Origin of the sequence: Bifidobacterium sp. SO4 (assembly GCF_018555355.1) — a bacterium.
Classification (GTDB): domain Bacteria; phylum Actinomycetota; class Actinomycetes; order Actinomycetales; family Bifidobacteriaceae; genus Bifidobacterium; species Bifidobacterium miconisargentati.
In genome coordinates, this window is the sequence record NZ_JAFEJP010000015.1 from 26,867 (window position 1) to 42,059 (window position 15,193).

Genomic DNA, 15,193 nt, shown 5'->3' on the forward strand with positions numbered 1-15,193 from the left:
CGTATGAGCTTCCCCCAGGGTCCTGGGCCGGGCAACGGGAACAACCCGAACCCGAACAACCGTAATAACGGCAACCCGTTCACCAATCCGTTCAACCGCAATAACCACGGCAACAACGGCAATCGCAACGGCAACAACGGCGACCGCCCGTTCTGGCAGTCCCCGTGGCTGTGGGGTGCGGTGCTGGTGGTCATGTGCGTGCTGATGTTCCAGATGTTCGCCGGCACGGGCACCAAGACCATCGACACCAAGGACGGCTTCGCGCTGCTCAACCAGGGCAAGGCCACCTATGCCGAGATCACGGACAACAAGCAGGTGGTCCGCCTTGAGTTGAAGGAGGACTTCACCAAGAAGAACGCGGACACCGGCAAGACCACCAACTACGGCAAGGACGTGCAGTTCTACTACACCTTCGCGCAGGGCGCGCAGGTGGCCAAGGCGGTGGAGAACGGCGACCTGTCCAAGGGCTGGACCTCCAACATCCAGCAGACGAGCATGCTGAGCTACCTGCTCACCTCGATCCTGCCGTTCATCATCTTCTTCGCACTGTTCTGGTGGCTCATGAGCCGCATGGGCGGCGCCTCCGGCATGATGGGCATGGGCAAGAAGAACAACGGCAAGCTGCTCGAAGGCCAGACGCCCACCACCAAGTTCTCCGACGTGGCCGGCGAGGACGAGGCGCTCGCCGAGGTGGAGGAGATCAAGGACTTCCTCAAGGACCCGTCCAAGTACAAGGCCTTGGGTGCCCGCATCCCGCGCGGCGTGCTGCTGTACGGTCCTCCCGGCACCGGTAAGACGCTGCTCGCGCGAGCCATCGCAGGCGAGGCGGGCGTGCCGTTCTACGCCATGGCCGGCTCCGACTTCGTGGAGATGTTCGTGGGTCTCGGCGCCTCCCGTGTGCGTGACCTGTTCGACGAGGCCAAGAAGAACGCCCCTGCCATCATCTTCATCGACGAGATCGACGCCGTGGGCCGCAAGCGCGGCTCCGGCATGGGCGGCGGCCACGACGAGCGCGAGCAGACGCTGAACCAGCTGCTCGTGGAGATGGACGGCTTCGACAACGACACCAACCTCATCATCATCGCCGCCACCAACCGTCCCGACGTGCTCGACCCGGCCCTGCTGCGCCCCGGCCGATTCGACCGTCAGGTGGGTGTGGCCGCCCCGGACCTCGAAGGCCGCGAGGCGATCCTCAAGGTGCACGCCAAGGGCAAGCCGTTCGTGCCGGACGTGGACCTGCACATGGTGGCCGTCCGCACGCCGGGCTTCACCGGCGCCGACCTGGCCAACGTGCTCAACGAGGCCGCCCTGCTGTGCGCCCGCGCCGGCGCCCAGCTCATCGACAACCGCGCCATCGACGAGGCCATCGACCGCGTGCAGGCCGGCCCGCGCCGCAAGTCCAAGGGCATGGCCCTCGACGAGCTGCGCAACACCGCCTATCACGAGGGCGGCCACGCGCTGGTCGCGGCGGCCCTGCACAACACCGACCCGGTGACCAAGGTGACGATCCTGCCGCGAGGCCGCGCGCTCGGCTACACCGCCGTGATGCCCACCTCCGATCGTTACTCGCAGTCCCGCAACCAGCTGCTCGACCAGATGGCCTACGCCATGGGCGGCCGCACCGCCGAGGAGATCGTCTTCCACGACCCGACCACCGGCGCGTCCAACGACATCGAGAAGGCCACGAACATCGCCCGCACGATGGTGACCCAGTACGGCTTCTCGAAGCAGCTCGGCGCCATCAAGTGGGCGGACGACGAGGACCAGAGCGGCGATCTGGGCAGCCTGGCCCCGCACAACTACTCGAACCGCACCGCCGAGATCATCGACGACGAGGTGCTCAAGCTGGTGGAGACCGCGCACACCGAGGCGTGGAACATCATCAACGACAACCGCGAGATCCTTGACGAGCTGGTCCGCCAGCTGCTGGTCAAGGAGACGCTCAACGAGAAGGAACTGGCCGAGATCTTCGCGCCGATCAAGAAGGCGCCGGTCCGCCCGGTGTGGCTGTCCAACGACCGTCGCCCCGATTCGGACAAGCCTCCGGTGGAGATTCCCGAGTCCCTCAAGCGCTCGGTGGGCATGAAGCCCGAGGAGTAGTCGGCTCCTCCCGGCGCCGCTGGCTCCCTTCCCGAAGAGGAGCCAGGGGTCGGGAGGAAACTGAGGGGAGTCCGGATACGATTGCGACTCCTTGAGAAGAGAAAACAGTAATTGTGCAATACGAGCCCGCAGCCTGACCTGTCCGTGCAGGATGGGCTGCGGGCTCGTTCATTGGGAATGAATGAGATGGAGAGAGCAATGACCGAGGAAACGACCGCCGTCGAGCGCGCCGCCCACTACGACGAGGAGGGCGTGCGCCAGGCCGTGCGTCTGTTCCTCAAGTCCATCGGCGAGGACCCGGAGCGCGAAGGCCTCGTGGAGACGCCGGACCGTATCGCCCGTGCCTGCAAGGAACTGTTCTCGGGACTGCAGGCCTCGCCCGCGGACGTGCTGGAGAAGCACTTCGACGTGGACACCGACGAGCTCGTGCTGGTCAAGGACATCGAACTGTATTCGGTGTGCGAGCACCACCTGCTGCCGTTCCATGGCGTGGCGCATGTGGGCTACATCCCGGCCAAGGACGGCGTGATGGGCCTGAGCAAGCTGGCCCGCCTCGTGGAGGTGTACGCCCGCAGGCCGCAGGTGCAGGAACGACTCACCCAGCAGATCGCCGACGCCCTCGTGGAGTACGCGGGCGCGCGCGGCGTGATCGTGGTGACCGAATGCGAGCACCTGTGCATGTCCATGCGCGGCATCAAGAAGTCCTCCGCCCGTACGGTGACCTCCGCGGTGCGCGGCCTGCTGCGCAACCCCGCCACCCGCGCCGAGGCCATGAGCCTGATTCTTGACAAGTAACGTAACCTAGGCTCCCCTCTCTGAGGGGAGCCGTCAGCGAAGCTGACTGAGGGGAGCCTTCCGGCCAGTATCGGCTCGATTCTGCTGGGCCTTGCTATGCGAGCCAGCCCTCCCGCAAAGGAAGTCGAAAAAACGAAGGGGAATGACATATGACCAATCTGCAGGCATTGCATGACGCATCGGACACGATGGTGATGGGCGTGCTCAACATCACCGAGGATTCCTTCTCGGACGGAGGCCTTTGGCTGGACCCGGACAAGGCCGCCCAGCACGGCCGCGACATGATGGCCGCCGGCGCGGACATCATCGACATCGGTGCCGAATCCACCCGCCCCGGCGCCAAGCGCGTCTCCGAGGAGGACGAGCTCAAGCGCATCACCGGCGCGGTCTCCGCGCTGATCCCGGCCGGCGCCGTGCTCTCCATTGACACCACGCGCGCCTCGGTGGCCAAGGCCGCCCTCGAAGGCGGCGCGCAGATCATCAACGACGTCTCCGGCGGCACGCTGGACGCCGACCTGCCGCACGTGGTGGCCGACCACGACTGCCTGTACATCGTGCAGCACTGGCGCGGCTGGCTCGCCGGTTCCAAGGGCGCGAACCCCGATCAGGACACGTCCGTGTACGAGCATGGCGTACTCAAGGACGTGCACGACGAGCTCATGCGTCAGGTGGACGGCGTGCTGGCCGCCGGCGTCAAGCCCGAACGCATCATCATCGACCCGGGTCTGGGCTTCTCCAAGCCGGGCATCGAACACAACCTGCCGCTGCTGGCCGGGCTGGAAGCCTTCCGCGCCACGGGATATCCGGTGCTCATCGGCCAGTCCCGCAAGCGCTTCATCTCGGCGATGCTGGCCGAAGCGGGCGTCGCGGACGCCGATATGGCCGAACGCGACAACGTGACCGCCGGCCTGTCCGCCCTGTGCGCCGAGCATGGCGCCTGGGCCGTCCGCGTGCACGACGTGACCAAGAGCCGCGCCGCCGTCATCGCTGGCAACGCCTGGCGCAAGTACAGCGAACAGTAGGTTGCCGGTACGGCATTGGCGAAGTCTACGACAACACCGATAGGAGTGCGGAGATGGATACGATTCGACTGACCGGCGTACGCGCCAACGGCACCCACGGCGTGCTCGACTTCGAGCACGAGCGCGCCCAGCCGTTCGTGGTGGACGCCACGCTGTACCTCGACCTGTCCGCCGCCGGCCGCACCGACGCCCTGACGGACACGGTGGACTACGGCCGGGCCGCCAAGGAGATCGTGGCCGTGATCGAGGGCGAACATGTGGACCTCATCGAACGCATAGCCCAGCTCATCGCCGACCGGCTGCTCGCCATCGACCCCATCGCCAAGGTGGACGTGACCGTACACAAGCCGCACGCGCCCATCACCGTGCCCTTCGACGACGTGGCCGTCTCCATCACCCGCGAACGAGTCCGTACGGGAGTCGCGGAAGTTGCGGTTGCGGCGGGCAACCGTGCCGCTTTGACCGGTGATGCCGGTGCAAACGGTGTTGGTGGTACCGGTGGCCGAATCGAGACCACTGATGCCGCACAAGGCAAGTCCTCCGGTTCCGCGCCCCGACACGTGATGCACCATGCCGTGGTGGCGCTGGGCGGCAACATCGGCGAGGTCGAATCCACGTTGCGCGCCGCCGTGCGCGAGATCGACGGACTGCCCGGCACCCAGGTGACCGGCATCTCGCCGCTGTTCCGCACCGCCGCATGGGGCATGGCGGACGGCGCGCCCGACTTCTTCAACGCGGTCATCGAGCTCGAGACCACGATGGGTAGCCATGAACTGCTCGCCGCCCTCCAGCAGATCGAGGCCGACCACGGCCGCACCCGCGAGCATCACTGGGACTCCCGCCCGCTGGACCTGGACATTATCGATTTCGACGGCATCACCAGCGCCGACGAGGACCTGGCCCTGCCGCACCCGCGTGCCTGGCAGCGCGCCTTCGTGCTGGGCCCGTGGAATGCGCTGAACCCCAACGCCCGACTGGCCGGCGCGCACGGGGGACTGGTGCACGACCTGCTCGCGGCCGCACCGGACCGTGACGCGGTCGAACTGGCCGCCGAGGACTGGATGCTGGGCGGCCGGCGCGAGAGCGGGGCCGGTGATTCAGCGGCGACCCCGGCAGTGGATGTATCGGCACAATCGTCGGCCTCTCCGGCCTCGATGGCCTCGGCAGACGCCAAGCAGCCGGCCGATCAGTACGCGCCGGCCGTCTCCCGCAGGGCCGTCATCTCGATGGACTCCACCTCCACGGACGCTGAACGGCTGTTCCGCGAAGCCATCGTGACCATTGACGGCATCCCCGGCAATCAGGTGGAAGGCATCTCGCCGCTCTACCACGTGGCCCATTTCGACAGCCCCGACGCCATGAGCGCGGTCATGCAGATCGAAACCAAGCTGCCGGCCGCGGACCTCATCGCCGCACTTGGCGCGGTCGAGGCCTCGCAGGAGGGACTCATCGACCTTGACCTGGTCGACATGGACGGTGTGACCTCGGACGAGCCGAACTGCCGCGTACCCTGGCCATCCGCCCGCACCCACGCCTCGGTGCTGGCCCCCTGGATGGACATGGACCCGAACGCCACGCTGGGCGGCGACCCCGTCTCGTTCCTGCTGGCCATGGCACCGGACGCGGGACAGGTGGGGATGCTGTCCGACAACTGGATTCTTTCGCAGCGCTAAGTGGCGCGAACCAAGCGGACCGAACGATAAGGTAGTATGGAAATGAAGGCACGACGAACCCCATGGTGGCAGTTTGCGCTGGCCGCCGCACTGGGCCTGCTGGCGGGCATCGGACTGGCCTCCTACGGCGAAAGCTCCGGGCTCTCGCTCATCGGCGCGCCCTGGGTGGTGGCCGGCCTCCTGGCCGTGCTCGGCCTGCTGGTGCTGATCATGGCGCTGCAGGTGCACAAATACGCCAACACCGACCCCAAGAAACGTCCGCACAGCTTCGTGAACCCCACGGTGGCGGTGTACACGCTGGTGCTGGCCAAGGCGCTAGGACTTGCGGGCGCGGCGCTCTCCGGCTGGTATGTGGGCCAGATCCTCATGAGCATCGGCCATTTCGAGGCGCCGTTCTACCATGACGCGGTCATCGAATGCGCCGTCTCGGCCGTGATCTGCATCGCGGACATGGTCATCGGCATCATCGGCGAATGGCTGTGCCAGCTGCCGCCCAACGACGGGCCGGAAAGCGCCAAACTCAAGCAGGCCAAGAACCGTCAGGACGTGGCTCAGGCCTTCAAGCAGTAAGGCTTACCATTCCGGCTTCCCTGTCGAGGGAAGCCGTTGAACAAAAGTGAGACTAAAAGGGATGCGAGATCCGGAAGTGTTCGGATGCATCGCCCTATAGACGACTACGCCGCCGGCTCATCCGCAATCATGGATGGGCCGACGGCGCAGTCGTCTTTCCGGTTATTCCGCTCACTGCTGCGGCACGCGGACCATGGCCTCCTGGGCGATGGCGGCCACCAGCTGGCCATCCTGCGAGTAGACCTTGGCGATGCCGAGACCGCGGCCGTGGGCGGCGGTGGGCGTGTCTTGCACGTACAGATGCCACTGGTTGATGTCCACGTCGCGGTACCACCACATCGAATGGTCGATGGAGGCGTAGGAGATGCCCGGCGTGGAGATGGACAGGCCCGCGCGGCGCAGCACCGGCTCCATCATCACCTGGTCGCAGCCGAGCGCCAGCATCGCGCGATGCATGATCTGCGGCACGTCCACATGGCCGTCGGCCTTCATCCACACCATCTGCTTGCCGGAATCGTGCTCCGCGGACTTCCGGTCGGCGCGCAGCATCACGGTCGGCGTGACGTGACGGATGTCGAACGGCGACTTCTCGGCGTAGTAGTCGGCGAACGGCGACTTCTCCGCAAACGGCTGCATGAGCTGCTTGGCGGACGTAAGCGATTCGGGGTCGGGCAGGTTCTCGGGCATCGGATCGGCGAACTCCACACCCTCCTGGCCGGTCTCCTGGAAGGAGGCGATGGCGGTGAGGATCGGGCCTTCGGACTGCGTGACGTTGACCCGGCGTGCGGAGAACGAGCGGCCGTCGCGCAGCGTCTCCACATCGAAGAGGAGATCCTGGCGGATGTCGCCGGCGGCGATGAAGTAGCCGTGCACCGAATGTGGCAGGCGCGAGGGCGCCACGGTCTTGGACGCGGCGATCACCGATTGGGCGATGACCTGGCCGCCATAGACGCGACCGGTGGGGAAGTACAGGCTCTCGCCGTTGATGTAGGTGTGGTCGCGGTAGGAGGAGGGCTCGCCCAACTTGAGCACCTTCACCAGATGTTCCAAAGGCGTGACGGTGGCGGTGTGAGCCATGATTCCTCGATTCCGTGGTTGTGGGTCTACTTTGCGCTTCTGCATTGCAGTGTACGCAGGGAGGGTTAAGAGATGCGGGAGCGCCATGTAACGAGCCTGTGAGGAAGGTAAACGTGCGGTAAGGTCTGGAATCGTCTCATATCGCGGACGCGATTGCGGACGATGTTTGCAATCACAGTCGTCGACTGCCGTTGTTTTTGGCTCTGTTAAACCAAGATTGACATGAATCCATGTCTGACTACCCCTCAGTCGGCTTCGCCGACAGCTCCCCTGACAAGGGGAGCCAAGAATAAGGGCCATGTCAATCTTGGTTTAACAGAGCCTTGTTTTTTCCTTGGCTCCCCTTGTCAGGGGAGCTGTCGGCGTAGGCCGACTGAGGGGTAGTTCGGTGGGGGATTGCACTGGCTTGGATTGACGAGGTATATGAAAAGGACCGCCACCATAATCGGTGACGGTCCTATTATGCGATTGCGAAGCACGTCGCTAACGCAACGTCGTCAGCGACGCTCAGCCGCGCACGAGCTTCTTGTGCAGGCGGTGCGGGCGGGCCGCATCCTCGCCGAGGCGGGCCACGCGGTTCTCCTGGTAGGCCTGGAAGTTGCCCTCGAACCAGTACCACTTGGCCGGGTTCTCGTCATCGCCCTCCCACGCCAGGATGTGCGTGGCCACGCGGTCGAGGAACCAACGGTCGTGGGAGATCACCACGGCGCAGCCCGGGAAGGCGAGCAGCGCGTTCTCGAGGCTTTCCAGGGTCTCCACGTCGAGGTCGTTCGTGGGCTCGTCGAGGAGCAACAGGTTGCCGCCCTGCTTCAGGGTCAGGGCCAGGTTCAGACGGTTGCGCTCGCCACCGGAAAGCACGCCGGTGAGCTTCTGCTGGTCGGAACCCTTGAAGCCGAAGCTGGCCACGTAGGCGCGGGTCGGCACCTCCACGCCGGCCACTTCGATGAAGTCGAGACCGCCGGAGACCGCCTCCCACAGGTTCTTGTTCGGGTCCAGGCCCTCGCGGTTCTGGTCCACGTAGCTGATCTTGACGGTGTCGCCGATCTTCAGCTCGCCGCTGGTGAGCGGCTCCAGGCCAACGATGGTCTTGAACAGGGTGGACTTACCCACGCCGTTCGGGCCGATCACGCCCACGATGCCGTTACGCGGCAGGGTGAAGGACAGGTCGTCGATGAGCACGCGGTCGCCGAACGCCTTGTGGATGTGGTTGGCTTCCAGCACCGTGGAGCCCAGTCGCGGACCGGCCGGGATCTGGATCTCGGAGAAGTCGAGCTTCTTGTTGTTGCGTGCCTCGTTCTCCATCTGGTCGTAACGCTCCAGACGGGCCTTGTTCTTGGCCTGACGGGCCTTCGGCGAGGAGCGGACCCATTCGAGCTCGTTCTTGAGGCGCTTGGCCAGCTTGGCGTCCTTGGCGCCCTGGATCTCCAGACGCTTGGCCTTGGTCTCCAGGTAGGTGGAGTAGTTGCCCTTGTACGGGTACAGGTGGCCGCGGTCGACCTCGCAGATCCACTCGGCCACGTTGTCCATGAAGTAACGGTCGTGGGTCACGGCGATGACGGCGCCCTTGTACTGGTGCAGGAACTGCTCCAGCCACAGGATGGACTCGGCGTCCAGATGGTTGGTGGGCTCGTCGAGCAGCAGCAGATCCGGGGCCTCGAGCAGGAGCTTGCACAGGGCCACGCGGCGGCGCTCGCCACCGGAGCACACGTTCACCGGGGTGTCCGGGTCCGGGCACTGCAGGGCGTCCATGGCCTGCTCGAGCTGGGAGTCGAGATCCCAACCGTTGGCGGCGTCGATCTCGGTCTGGAGCTTGCCCATCTCGTCCATCAGGGCGTCGAAGTCGGCGTCCGGGTTGGCCATCTCCTCGCCGATCTGGTTGAAGCGGGCCACCTTGTCGGCGATCGGACCGAACGCCATCTTGATGTTCTCGCCCACGGTCTTGGTGTCGTCCAGCGGCGGCTCCTGCTGCAGGATGCCCACCGTGAAGCCCGGGGTCAGCGTGGCCTCGCCGTTGGAGACGGTCTCCAGGCCGGCCATGATCTTGAGCAGCGTGGACTTACCCATGCCGTTGGGGCCCACCACGCCGATCTTCGCGCCCGGCAGGAAGCTCAGGGTCACGTCGTCAAGGATCACGCGGTCGCCGAAGGACTTGCGCGCCTTGATCATCTGGAATACGAATTCTGCCATGTTGTTCTCTAGCACTCCTATTTGCCCGGAAAATCAACGATTTCCGGACCTCGCAAGCGTAAATGACACATTCAGGAATGACACGAATCGTGACGTGCCGACAAAACGGGGCGTCCATGTGCCCGTTTTTCTGTCCGCATATCGGTTGATGCCGTGCCAAACCACCGCCCACCATGGTATCGGAAGGGCTGGAATGGCGCGGCTTGCGACGGGTCGCGTTGTGGTGCGCGTTGTGGGACGAATGCCGCGGTCGGCAAGTCGCGATGCCGCCGGTTTCAGCGCTCCGAGCGGTGCTTCAGGAACAGTCCCTCCTGTGTGGCCAGTGCCTGCAGCAGGTCGGTGGCCTCCGTTCGGGGTTTGGCACCGTAGACCGTCACGGAGAATCCGCCGCCGATGCTGATGAGGAAACGGGATGGGTGTTCGCGGTGCGGAATGGAACACAGCACCTGTACCGAGGACGGGCCGTCGGTGAGGATGATGCGTCGTATGATCGCGGCAAGCTCGGCCGGCGGATAGCCGCTGATGTCGGTGTCATAGGGGATTGAGATGGGGATTGTCGCTTCGGAAGCCGGTTCGGCGTTGTTCGGCGTGCGTTCTATGCGGCTTGGTGTGTCGCCGGCTTCGGAGAGCCGCATGGAATCGTCGTCTTCCGATGGGCCCGTCACATAGATCGCGCAGGGAAAACGGTAGATGGTCTTCAGGATGATGCGGATGATCTTCTCCGCGAACGACGGCAGATAGGTCCGTTCGAAATACTCCTCCAGCTTCAGGAATCGCGGATCGTCCGTATCGTACGGGATGTAGTCGATGACGTAATACTGATCCCGTTCCTGCAGGGCGTCGATTTCCTCGTACAACGGCGGACTCCTTGCCTTGTTGCGGAGGCGATGGGCCTTATCGGGAAGCCGGTGCGCCTGGTCCTTCCCTGTCTGCAATCAGGCTAACGGGTGGAGTTCGGGGTGGCAAGTCGCACGGCGGCTTGTGCTTTGGTGGCTATCCGTAACGATTTGGATTAATGAATAAACGTAACGTTACGACACGCCATGTCTTTTGCTTGTCAATCGAGATAAAAACGTTGTAATTACTGGCATTGTGTGGCTTCATGATGTCGTGCAATTCATATTTCGTAACGTTACGGAAAAATCGTGGTACGATGAAGTCATCGCTCATGGAAGAGCGAGAAAGACAACACAAAGGCCTTCGTGAAAAACCTGATGAATTCTCGCGAAGGCATCGATTAAGGAGAACAAGACAATGCGGTCACGTACCTTCAAGGCGATTGCGGCGGCGGTCGGCGCCGTAGCGCTGGCCATCCCCATGGCGGCCTGCGGCTCAAGCTCGGCGGGCGGCTCTTCGGACAACACGATCACCGTCTACTCGTACTACAACAAGAACACCATGGACCCGGTGGTCGCCGCCTTCGAAAAAGCCAATCCGGACATCAAGGTGAAGATCTCCTACAGCCAGGGCGATTCGGAATACAACTCCACGCTGCAGACCCGCATCGCCGGCAACCAGGCACCCGACGTGTTCAACCTCAACGGCAACAACCGCGCCGACCTCATGAACAACGGCGCCGCGGCGGACCTCACCGGCGCCGACTACCTGAAGGGCGTGGACGAATCCTACTTCGCGGACTACACCAAGGACGGCAAGATCTACGGTCTGCCGATCTCCGGCTGGCTCGCCGGCATCGTCTACAACAAGGACCTGCTCAAGGAGGTCGGCTACGACACCGTGCCGGACAACCTGGACGACTTCGCCACGCTCGCCGGCAAGCTCAAGGACAAGGGCATCACACCGTTCCTGGAGAACGGCCAGGAGATGTCCGGCTCGCTCATCGGCCTGCTCGGCAGCTACTACGCATCCACCGGCACCAACGGCGACCAGGAGATCTACGCCGGCAAGTCCACCTTCGCCGACCAATGGACCAAGGCGCTCGAAGCATGGAACAAGGGCTTCATCAAGTCCGGCGCCCTGCCTCCCGAAGCCACCGGCCTCAATTCCGACCAGGTCAAGCAATCCTTCATGAATGGTGAGACCGCCATGTACCGTACCGGCGGCTGGGACGTCAACGATATCAAGGCGGCCGGGGTGAACTACGGATTCGCGCCGTTCCCGGCTTACCCCGGTTCCGAGCCGTACGTCGACGGCGGTGCCGACCCGGCGTTCGCCATCAGCGCCAAGACCAAGAAGAAGGCCGCCGCGGAGAAATTCCTGGCCTTCATGAACATGGAGGAGGGGCTGAAGCTGTTCACCACCGCCTACGGCTCCGCATCCGTGTCCAGCAACTACGAATCCACCATCGACGAGCAGCTCAAGCCCCTGTACGACGACTACTTCTTCAAGGGCAAGTTCCACTGGGTCTCCTTCGAGAAGGGCTCCACGGCCATGAGCGCCGAAGTCATCGCCCAGCAGCAAGGCATTCAGGGCGGCCAGACCACGCCGGCCGACGCCGCCAAGAACCTTGACGCCAAGTGGGATTCGGTCAAGTAAGGCTCTCCGAAACCTCCGATACGACTCCCGCTTTCATCCGCTCCCTTCCTTCCCATTCGTGGCCCGCGCCGGCGCATGGCGATGCCTCCTCCCCAAGCACCCCGCGGGCCGCGATTCCCAAACCGGTCGGTTTCTTCCGATTCGGTTCCCGTGACCCCATGCATGCATACATGCAGAAAGTATCCTCATGATCGCCTCGCAAACCCGCAGCACAGCGCGTGAACCGGGCAGAAAACGCATCACTCCCAACGATTGGGCCTCGTTCTTCTTCCTATTGCCCATCATGGTCGTGTTCGTCGTGCTGACACTGATCCCGCTGCTCTCGTCCATCTACTATTCGCTGACCGACTACAACGGCTTTTCCGATGATTTTTCGATGGTGGGGCTGGCCAATTACGCCACCATCTTCTCCGAGCCGGAACTGCTGAACAGCCTTGGCTTCACGCTGTTGTTCGCCATCTCCACCACCGTGCTCATCACCGTGTTCGCCTTGCCGCTCGCCGTGACGTTGAACAAGCAGTTCTTCGGCCGTTCCCTGGCCCGCTCACTGTTCTTCTTCCTCGGCATCCCCGCCCAGGCCATTCTCGGTCTGATTTGGCGGCAGATCTTCTCCCCACTGAAATCCGGTATCTTCAACCAGATCCTTGACCTGTTCACCATCCCGCCGATTCCCTGGACCTCCGACAACCACTGGGCGCAGTTCTGCGTGATTTTCGTGGCCGTCTGGATGGGCGTGGGCTGGCATGCGACGCTGTACCTCGCGTATATGCAGGCGATTCCCTCCGACCTCTACGAACAGTCGCTCATCGATGGGGCCAATTCCCGCCAGCAGTTCTTCCATATCACCTTGCCCCAGCTCGTGCCGGCGGTGGTGGTCTCCACCTTCCTGATCATGACGGGCAACCTCAAAGTCTACGATCTGCCGTTCACCCTGACCGGCGGCGGCCCGCGCAACGCCACCATGACCATCACCCAGGCCATTCTGCTGCGTGGCACCGGCCAATCGCAGTATGGTGTGGGCTCCGCGCTCGCCGTCGTGTTCACCATCGCATGCTTCCTGCTCGTCACGCTGCAGCAATGCGTCGCGGGCGTCGTCCAAAGGAGATTCGAATGACCAATGCACGGGCCAACAGCCTTTCCCGTCGTATCCTGCGCTCCATCGTCACCTTGGGGCTGGCGATTCTGTGCGCCCTGCCGCTGTATTACGTGGTCGTCAGCTCGTTCAAGACGAGCGTCGACATGACCAAGCACCCCTTCGCGCTCCCGACCGAATGGGTGTTCGCCAACTACGCCCAGGCCGTGGCGGACGGCAGCATCTGGACCGCGTTCGCCAACACGCTCATCGTCACCGTATTCGGCGTGATGCTCCAGGTGGGTGTCGGTTCGCTTGCCGCATATGCGATGATCCTCAAAAAGAACTGGCTGACCGTGGGCATGGGCGCCGTACTCACGCTCGCCTTCTGCATCCCGGTGCAGTCCACGTTGCTTCCGCTGTACAAAATGGAAGGCGCGGCCGGCATCGTGGATACGCTGCCTGGCCTGATTGTGCTGTATCTGACCGAATCGGCGTTCTGCTACTACCTCATCGTCGGATACATGCGCAAGCTGCCGGTCGAACTGCTGGAGGCCGCCCGTGTGGACGGCGCCGGTCCATGGCGCATCTACTGGCAGATCGTGCTGCCGCTCATCCGGCCCATTCTCGCCACAGTGGTCGTCTTCCAGACCCTGGCGATCTGGAACGACTTCCTGCGTCCCAGCGTGTTCATCTCCACCGAGGAGAAGCGCACGGTGGTGCTGCAGGTGTACAACGCGGTCACCGCGTTCTCCACCAACTGGCCGCTGTTCATGGCCATCACCTGCATCGCCCTTGCGCCGGTCGTCGTGTTCTTCATCTTCTGCCAGCGTTGGATCGTCTCCGGCCTCGTGGCCGGCGCGGTCAAGGGCTGACGGATGGTGCAGATAGGGCAAAGGCAATAGCCGGTCCGCAACGTTTCGGTTGCTACAATGACGGAAGGAAATTGACGATGGCGACGAAAGGTGCTGCCGTGGCGACGCTCAAGGATGTGGCCCGCGAGGCCGGAGTATCGGTCACCACGGCATCCGCCGCCCTGCGCGGCGACGACGGCGTCAAAGCCGCCACCCGCGAGAAGGTGCTCAAGGCCGCACAGGCCGTGCGATACAGCGCCAACGCTTCAGCCCGGTTCCTCAAGCAGGGCAGGAGCGACATCATCGCCTTCGTGGTGCCGGAACTCGAAAACCCCTACTTCGCGGACCTGGCCTGGGCCATCTCCAAGGAATCCGCCAAACGCGGGCTGCAGACCATCGTCCAGCAGACCAACGCCTCGATCGCGGTGGAGCGTGACTTCCTCAAGCGCGTCAACTCGCCAATGTGCGACGGACTCATCCTCAACCTGCACAACGTGGGGGAGGACGAGTTGCGTTCGCTGATCGGCAACCATCCGGCCGTGCTGTTCGAGGACTACTCCCCGAACCCGCTGTACGACAACGTCGCCCTGCCACTGGAACCCGCGTTCAAGGCCGCCTTCACCTACCTGAAGCAGCGCGGCTACGAGCACGCCGCCATCGTGGGAGGCCAGCGTTTCCAGGCCGGCGAATTCAGCGCCACGGGTCGCAACACCGGCATCGGACTGGCCACGAAGGCCATGATCGCAACCGACCTGGGCACCGAAACGGACACCATCCCCTGCGAATGGACCGTGGACGGCGGACTCAAGGCCGCGGCCATGATCGCCCAGAACGACCTCGGCTACGATGCGCTGTTCTGCATGAATGACCTGCTCGCCTTCGGTCTGATGCGCGGACTCAACAGCATGGGCATCCGGGTTCCGGAGGACAAGGCCGTGTTCGGCTTCGACGGCGTGAGCCCGGCCGCATACAGCTCGCCGCTGCTGTCCACCATCGCCATTGATTTCGATGGCATGGCACGTTCCGCCGTCTCCATGCTCGCCGATCGCATCAACGGCGACGTCACCACGCCGGTACGCCGCGAGACGGTCGGATTCCAGCTGGTGCGCGGCGAATCCGCCTGATTCCGGCCGGATCCGGCTTGGTCTATCGCTGGTTATCGGCCTAATCGGTCGGACGATGCCGTAGCTTCGATTCCTCTGATGGAGCGGGGCACTGCTGCCGCACGGTCGAATGGCTCAGGTTCTGTTAAACCAAGATTGACATGGCCCCTATTCTTGGCTCCCCTTGTCAGGGGAGCTGTCGGCAAAGCCGACTGAGGGGTAGTCAGGCATGGATTCATGTCTG

12 protein-coding genes are annotated in these 15,193 nt (G+C 63.7%); 9 read left to right on the forward strand and 3 right to left on the reverse strand.

Annotation, left to right across the window (positions count from 1 at the left end; genetic code table 11):
* The first annotated feature begins 3 nt into the window (after nt 1–3).
* The 5 genes from ftsH to JS536_RS09650 all read left to right on the forward strand — a co-directional run bounded on the left by ftsH (nt 4) and on the right by JS536_RS09650 (nt 6,160).
* Nucleotides 4–2,100: an ATP-dependent zinc metalloprotease FtsH gene (gene ftsH / locus JS536_RS09630; protein ID WP_214356758.1), complete on the forward strand. Its 2,097-nt coding sequence runs from the start codon at nt 4–6 to the stop codon at nt 2,098–2,100.
* A gap of 198 nt (nt 2,101–2,298) precedes the next feature.
* Nucleotides 2,299–2,895 carry a GTP cyclohydrolase I FolE gene (gene folE / locus JS536_RS09635; RefSeq protein ID WP_109057789.1) on the forward strand — a complete coding sequence of 199 codons (597 nt, stop codon included), beginning with the start codon at nt 2,299–2,301 and terminating at the stop codon, nt 2,893–2,895.
* A gap of 149 nt (nt 2,896–3,044) precedes the next feature.
* Nucleotides 3,045–3,917, forward strand: a complete 873-nt coding sequence (folP, locus tag JS536_RS09640) for a dihydropteroate synthase (protein WP_214356759.1) — start codon at nt 3,045–3,047, stop codon at nt 3,915–3,917.
* Between the two features lie 53 nt (nt 3,918–3,970).
* Complete coding sequence (folK, locus tag JS536_RS09645; protein ID WP_214356760.1) at nt 3,971–5,590, forward strand: 2-amino-4-hydroxy-6-hydroxymethyldihydropteridine diphosphokinase; 1,620 nt, start codon at nt 3,971–3,973, stop codon at nt 5,588–5,590.
* A gap of 42 nt (nt 5,591–5,632) precedes the next feature.
* Entirely contained in the window at nt 5,633–6,160 is a 528-nt protein-coding gene (locus tag JS536_RS09650; RefSeq protein WP_214356761.1) for a DUF3180 domain-containing protein, read from the forward strand.
* A 171-nt stretch (nt 6,161–6,331) separates the two neighbouring features.
* Here the strand turns inward: JS536_RS09650 and JS536_RS09655 are convergent, their stop codons facing one another.
* The 3 genes from JS536_RS09655 to JS536_RS09665 all read right to left on the reverse strand — a co-directional run bounded on the left by JS536_RS09655 (nt 6,332) and on the right by JS536_RS09665 (nt 10,281).
* Nucleotides 6,332–7,237, reverse strand: coding sequence for an acyl-CoA thioesterase domain-containing protein (locus JS536_RS09655; RefSeq protein WP_214305153.1), 906 nt, complete (start codon nt 7,235–7,237; stop codon nt 6,332–6,334).
* Nucleotides 7,238–7,744: 507 nt separating this feature from the next.
* On the reverse strand, nt 7,745–9,424 hold the full coding sequence (gene ettA / locus JS536_RS09660; RefSeq protein ID WP_214356762.1) for an energy-dependent translational throttle protein EttA: 1,680 nt from the start codon (nt 9,422–9,424) through the stop codon (nt 7,745–7,747).
* Nucleotides 9,425–9,699: 275 nt separating this feature from the next.
* Nucleotides 9,700–10,281, reverse strand: coding sequence for a hypothetical protein (locus tag JS536_RS09665; RefSeq protein ID WP_214356763.1), 582 nt, complete (start codon nt 10,279–10,281; stop codon nt 9,700–9,702).
* Nucleotides 10,282–10,678: 397 nt separating this feature from the next.
* Between JS536_RS09665 and JS536_RS09670 the strand changes: the two genes are divergently transcribed.
* From JS536_RS09670 to JS536_RS09685, 4 genes are all read left to right on the forward strand, one after another.
* The gene (locus tag JS536_RS09670; RefSeq protein ID WP_214356764.1) at nt 10,679–11,920 is read left to right on the forward strand and encodes an extracellular solute-binding protein; all 1,242 of its coding nucleotides are present in this window, start codon (nt 10,679–10,681) and stop codon (nt 11,918–11,920) included.
* A 187-nt stretch (nt 11,921–12,107) separates the two neighbouring features.
* A complete protein-coding gene (locus tag JS536_RS09675; RefSeq protein ID WP_214356765.1) occupies nt 12,108–13,034 on the forward strand; it encodes a sugar ABC transporter permease in 927 nt (308 codons plus the stop codon).
* Nucleotides 13,031–13,867 carry a carbohydrate ABC transporter permease gene (locus JS536_RS09680; RefSeq protein ID WP_214356766.1) on the forward strand — a complete coding sequence of 279 codons (837 nt, stop codon included), beginning with the start codon at nt 13,031–13,033 and terminating at the stop codon, nt 13,865–13,867. The genes JS536_RS09675 and JS536_RS09680 overlap by 4 nt, the downstream gene beginning before the upstream one ends.
* A 77-nt stretch (nt 13,868–13,944) precedes the next feature.
* Entirely contained in the window at nt 13,945–14,970 is a 1,026-nt protein-coding gene (locus JS536_RS09685; protein WP_214356767.1) for a LacI family DNA-binding transcriptional regulator, read from the forward strand.
* The last annotated feature ends 223 nt before the right edge of the window (nt 14,971–15,193 follow it).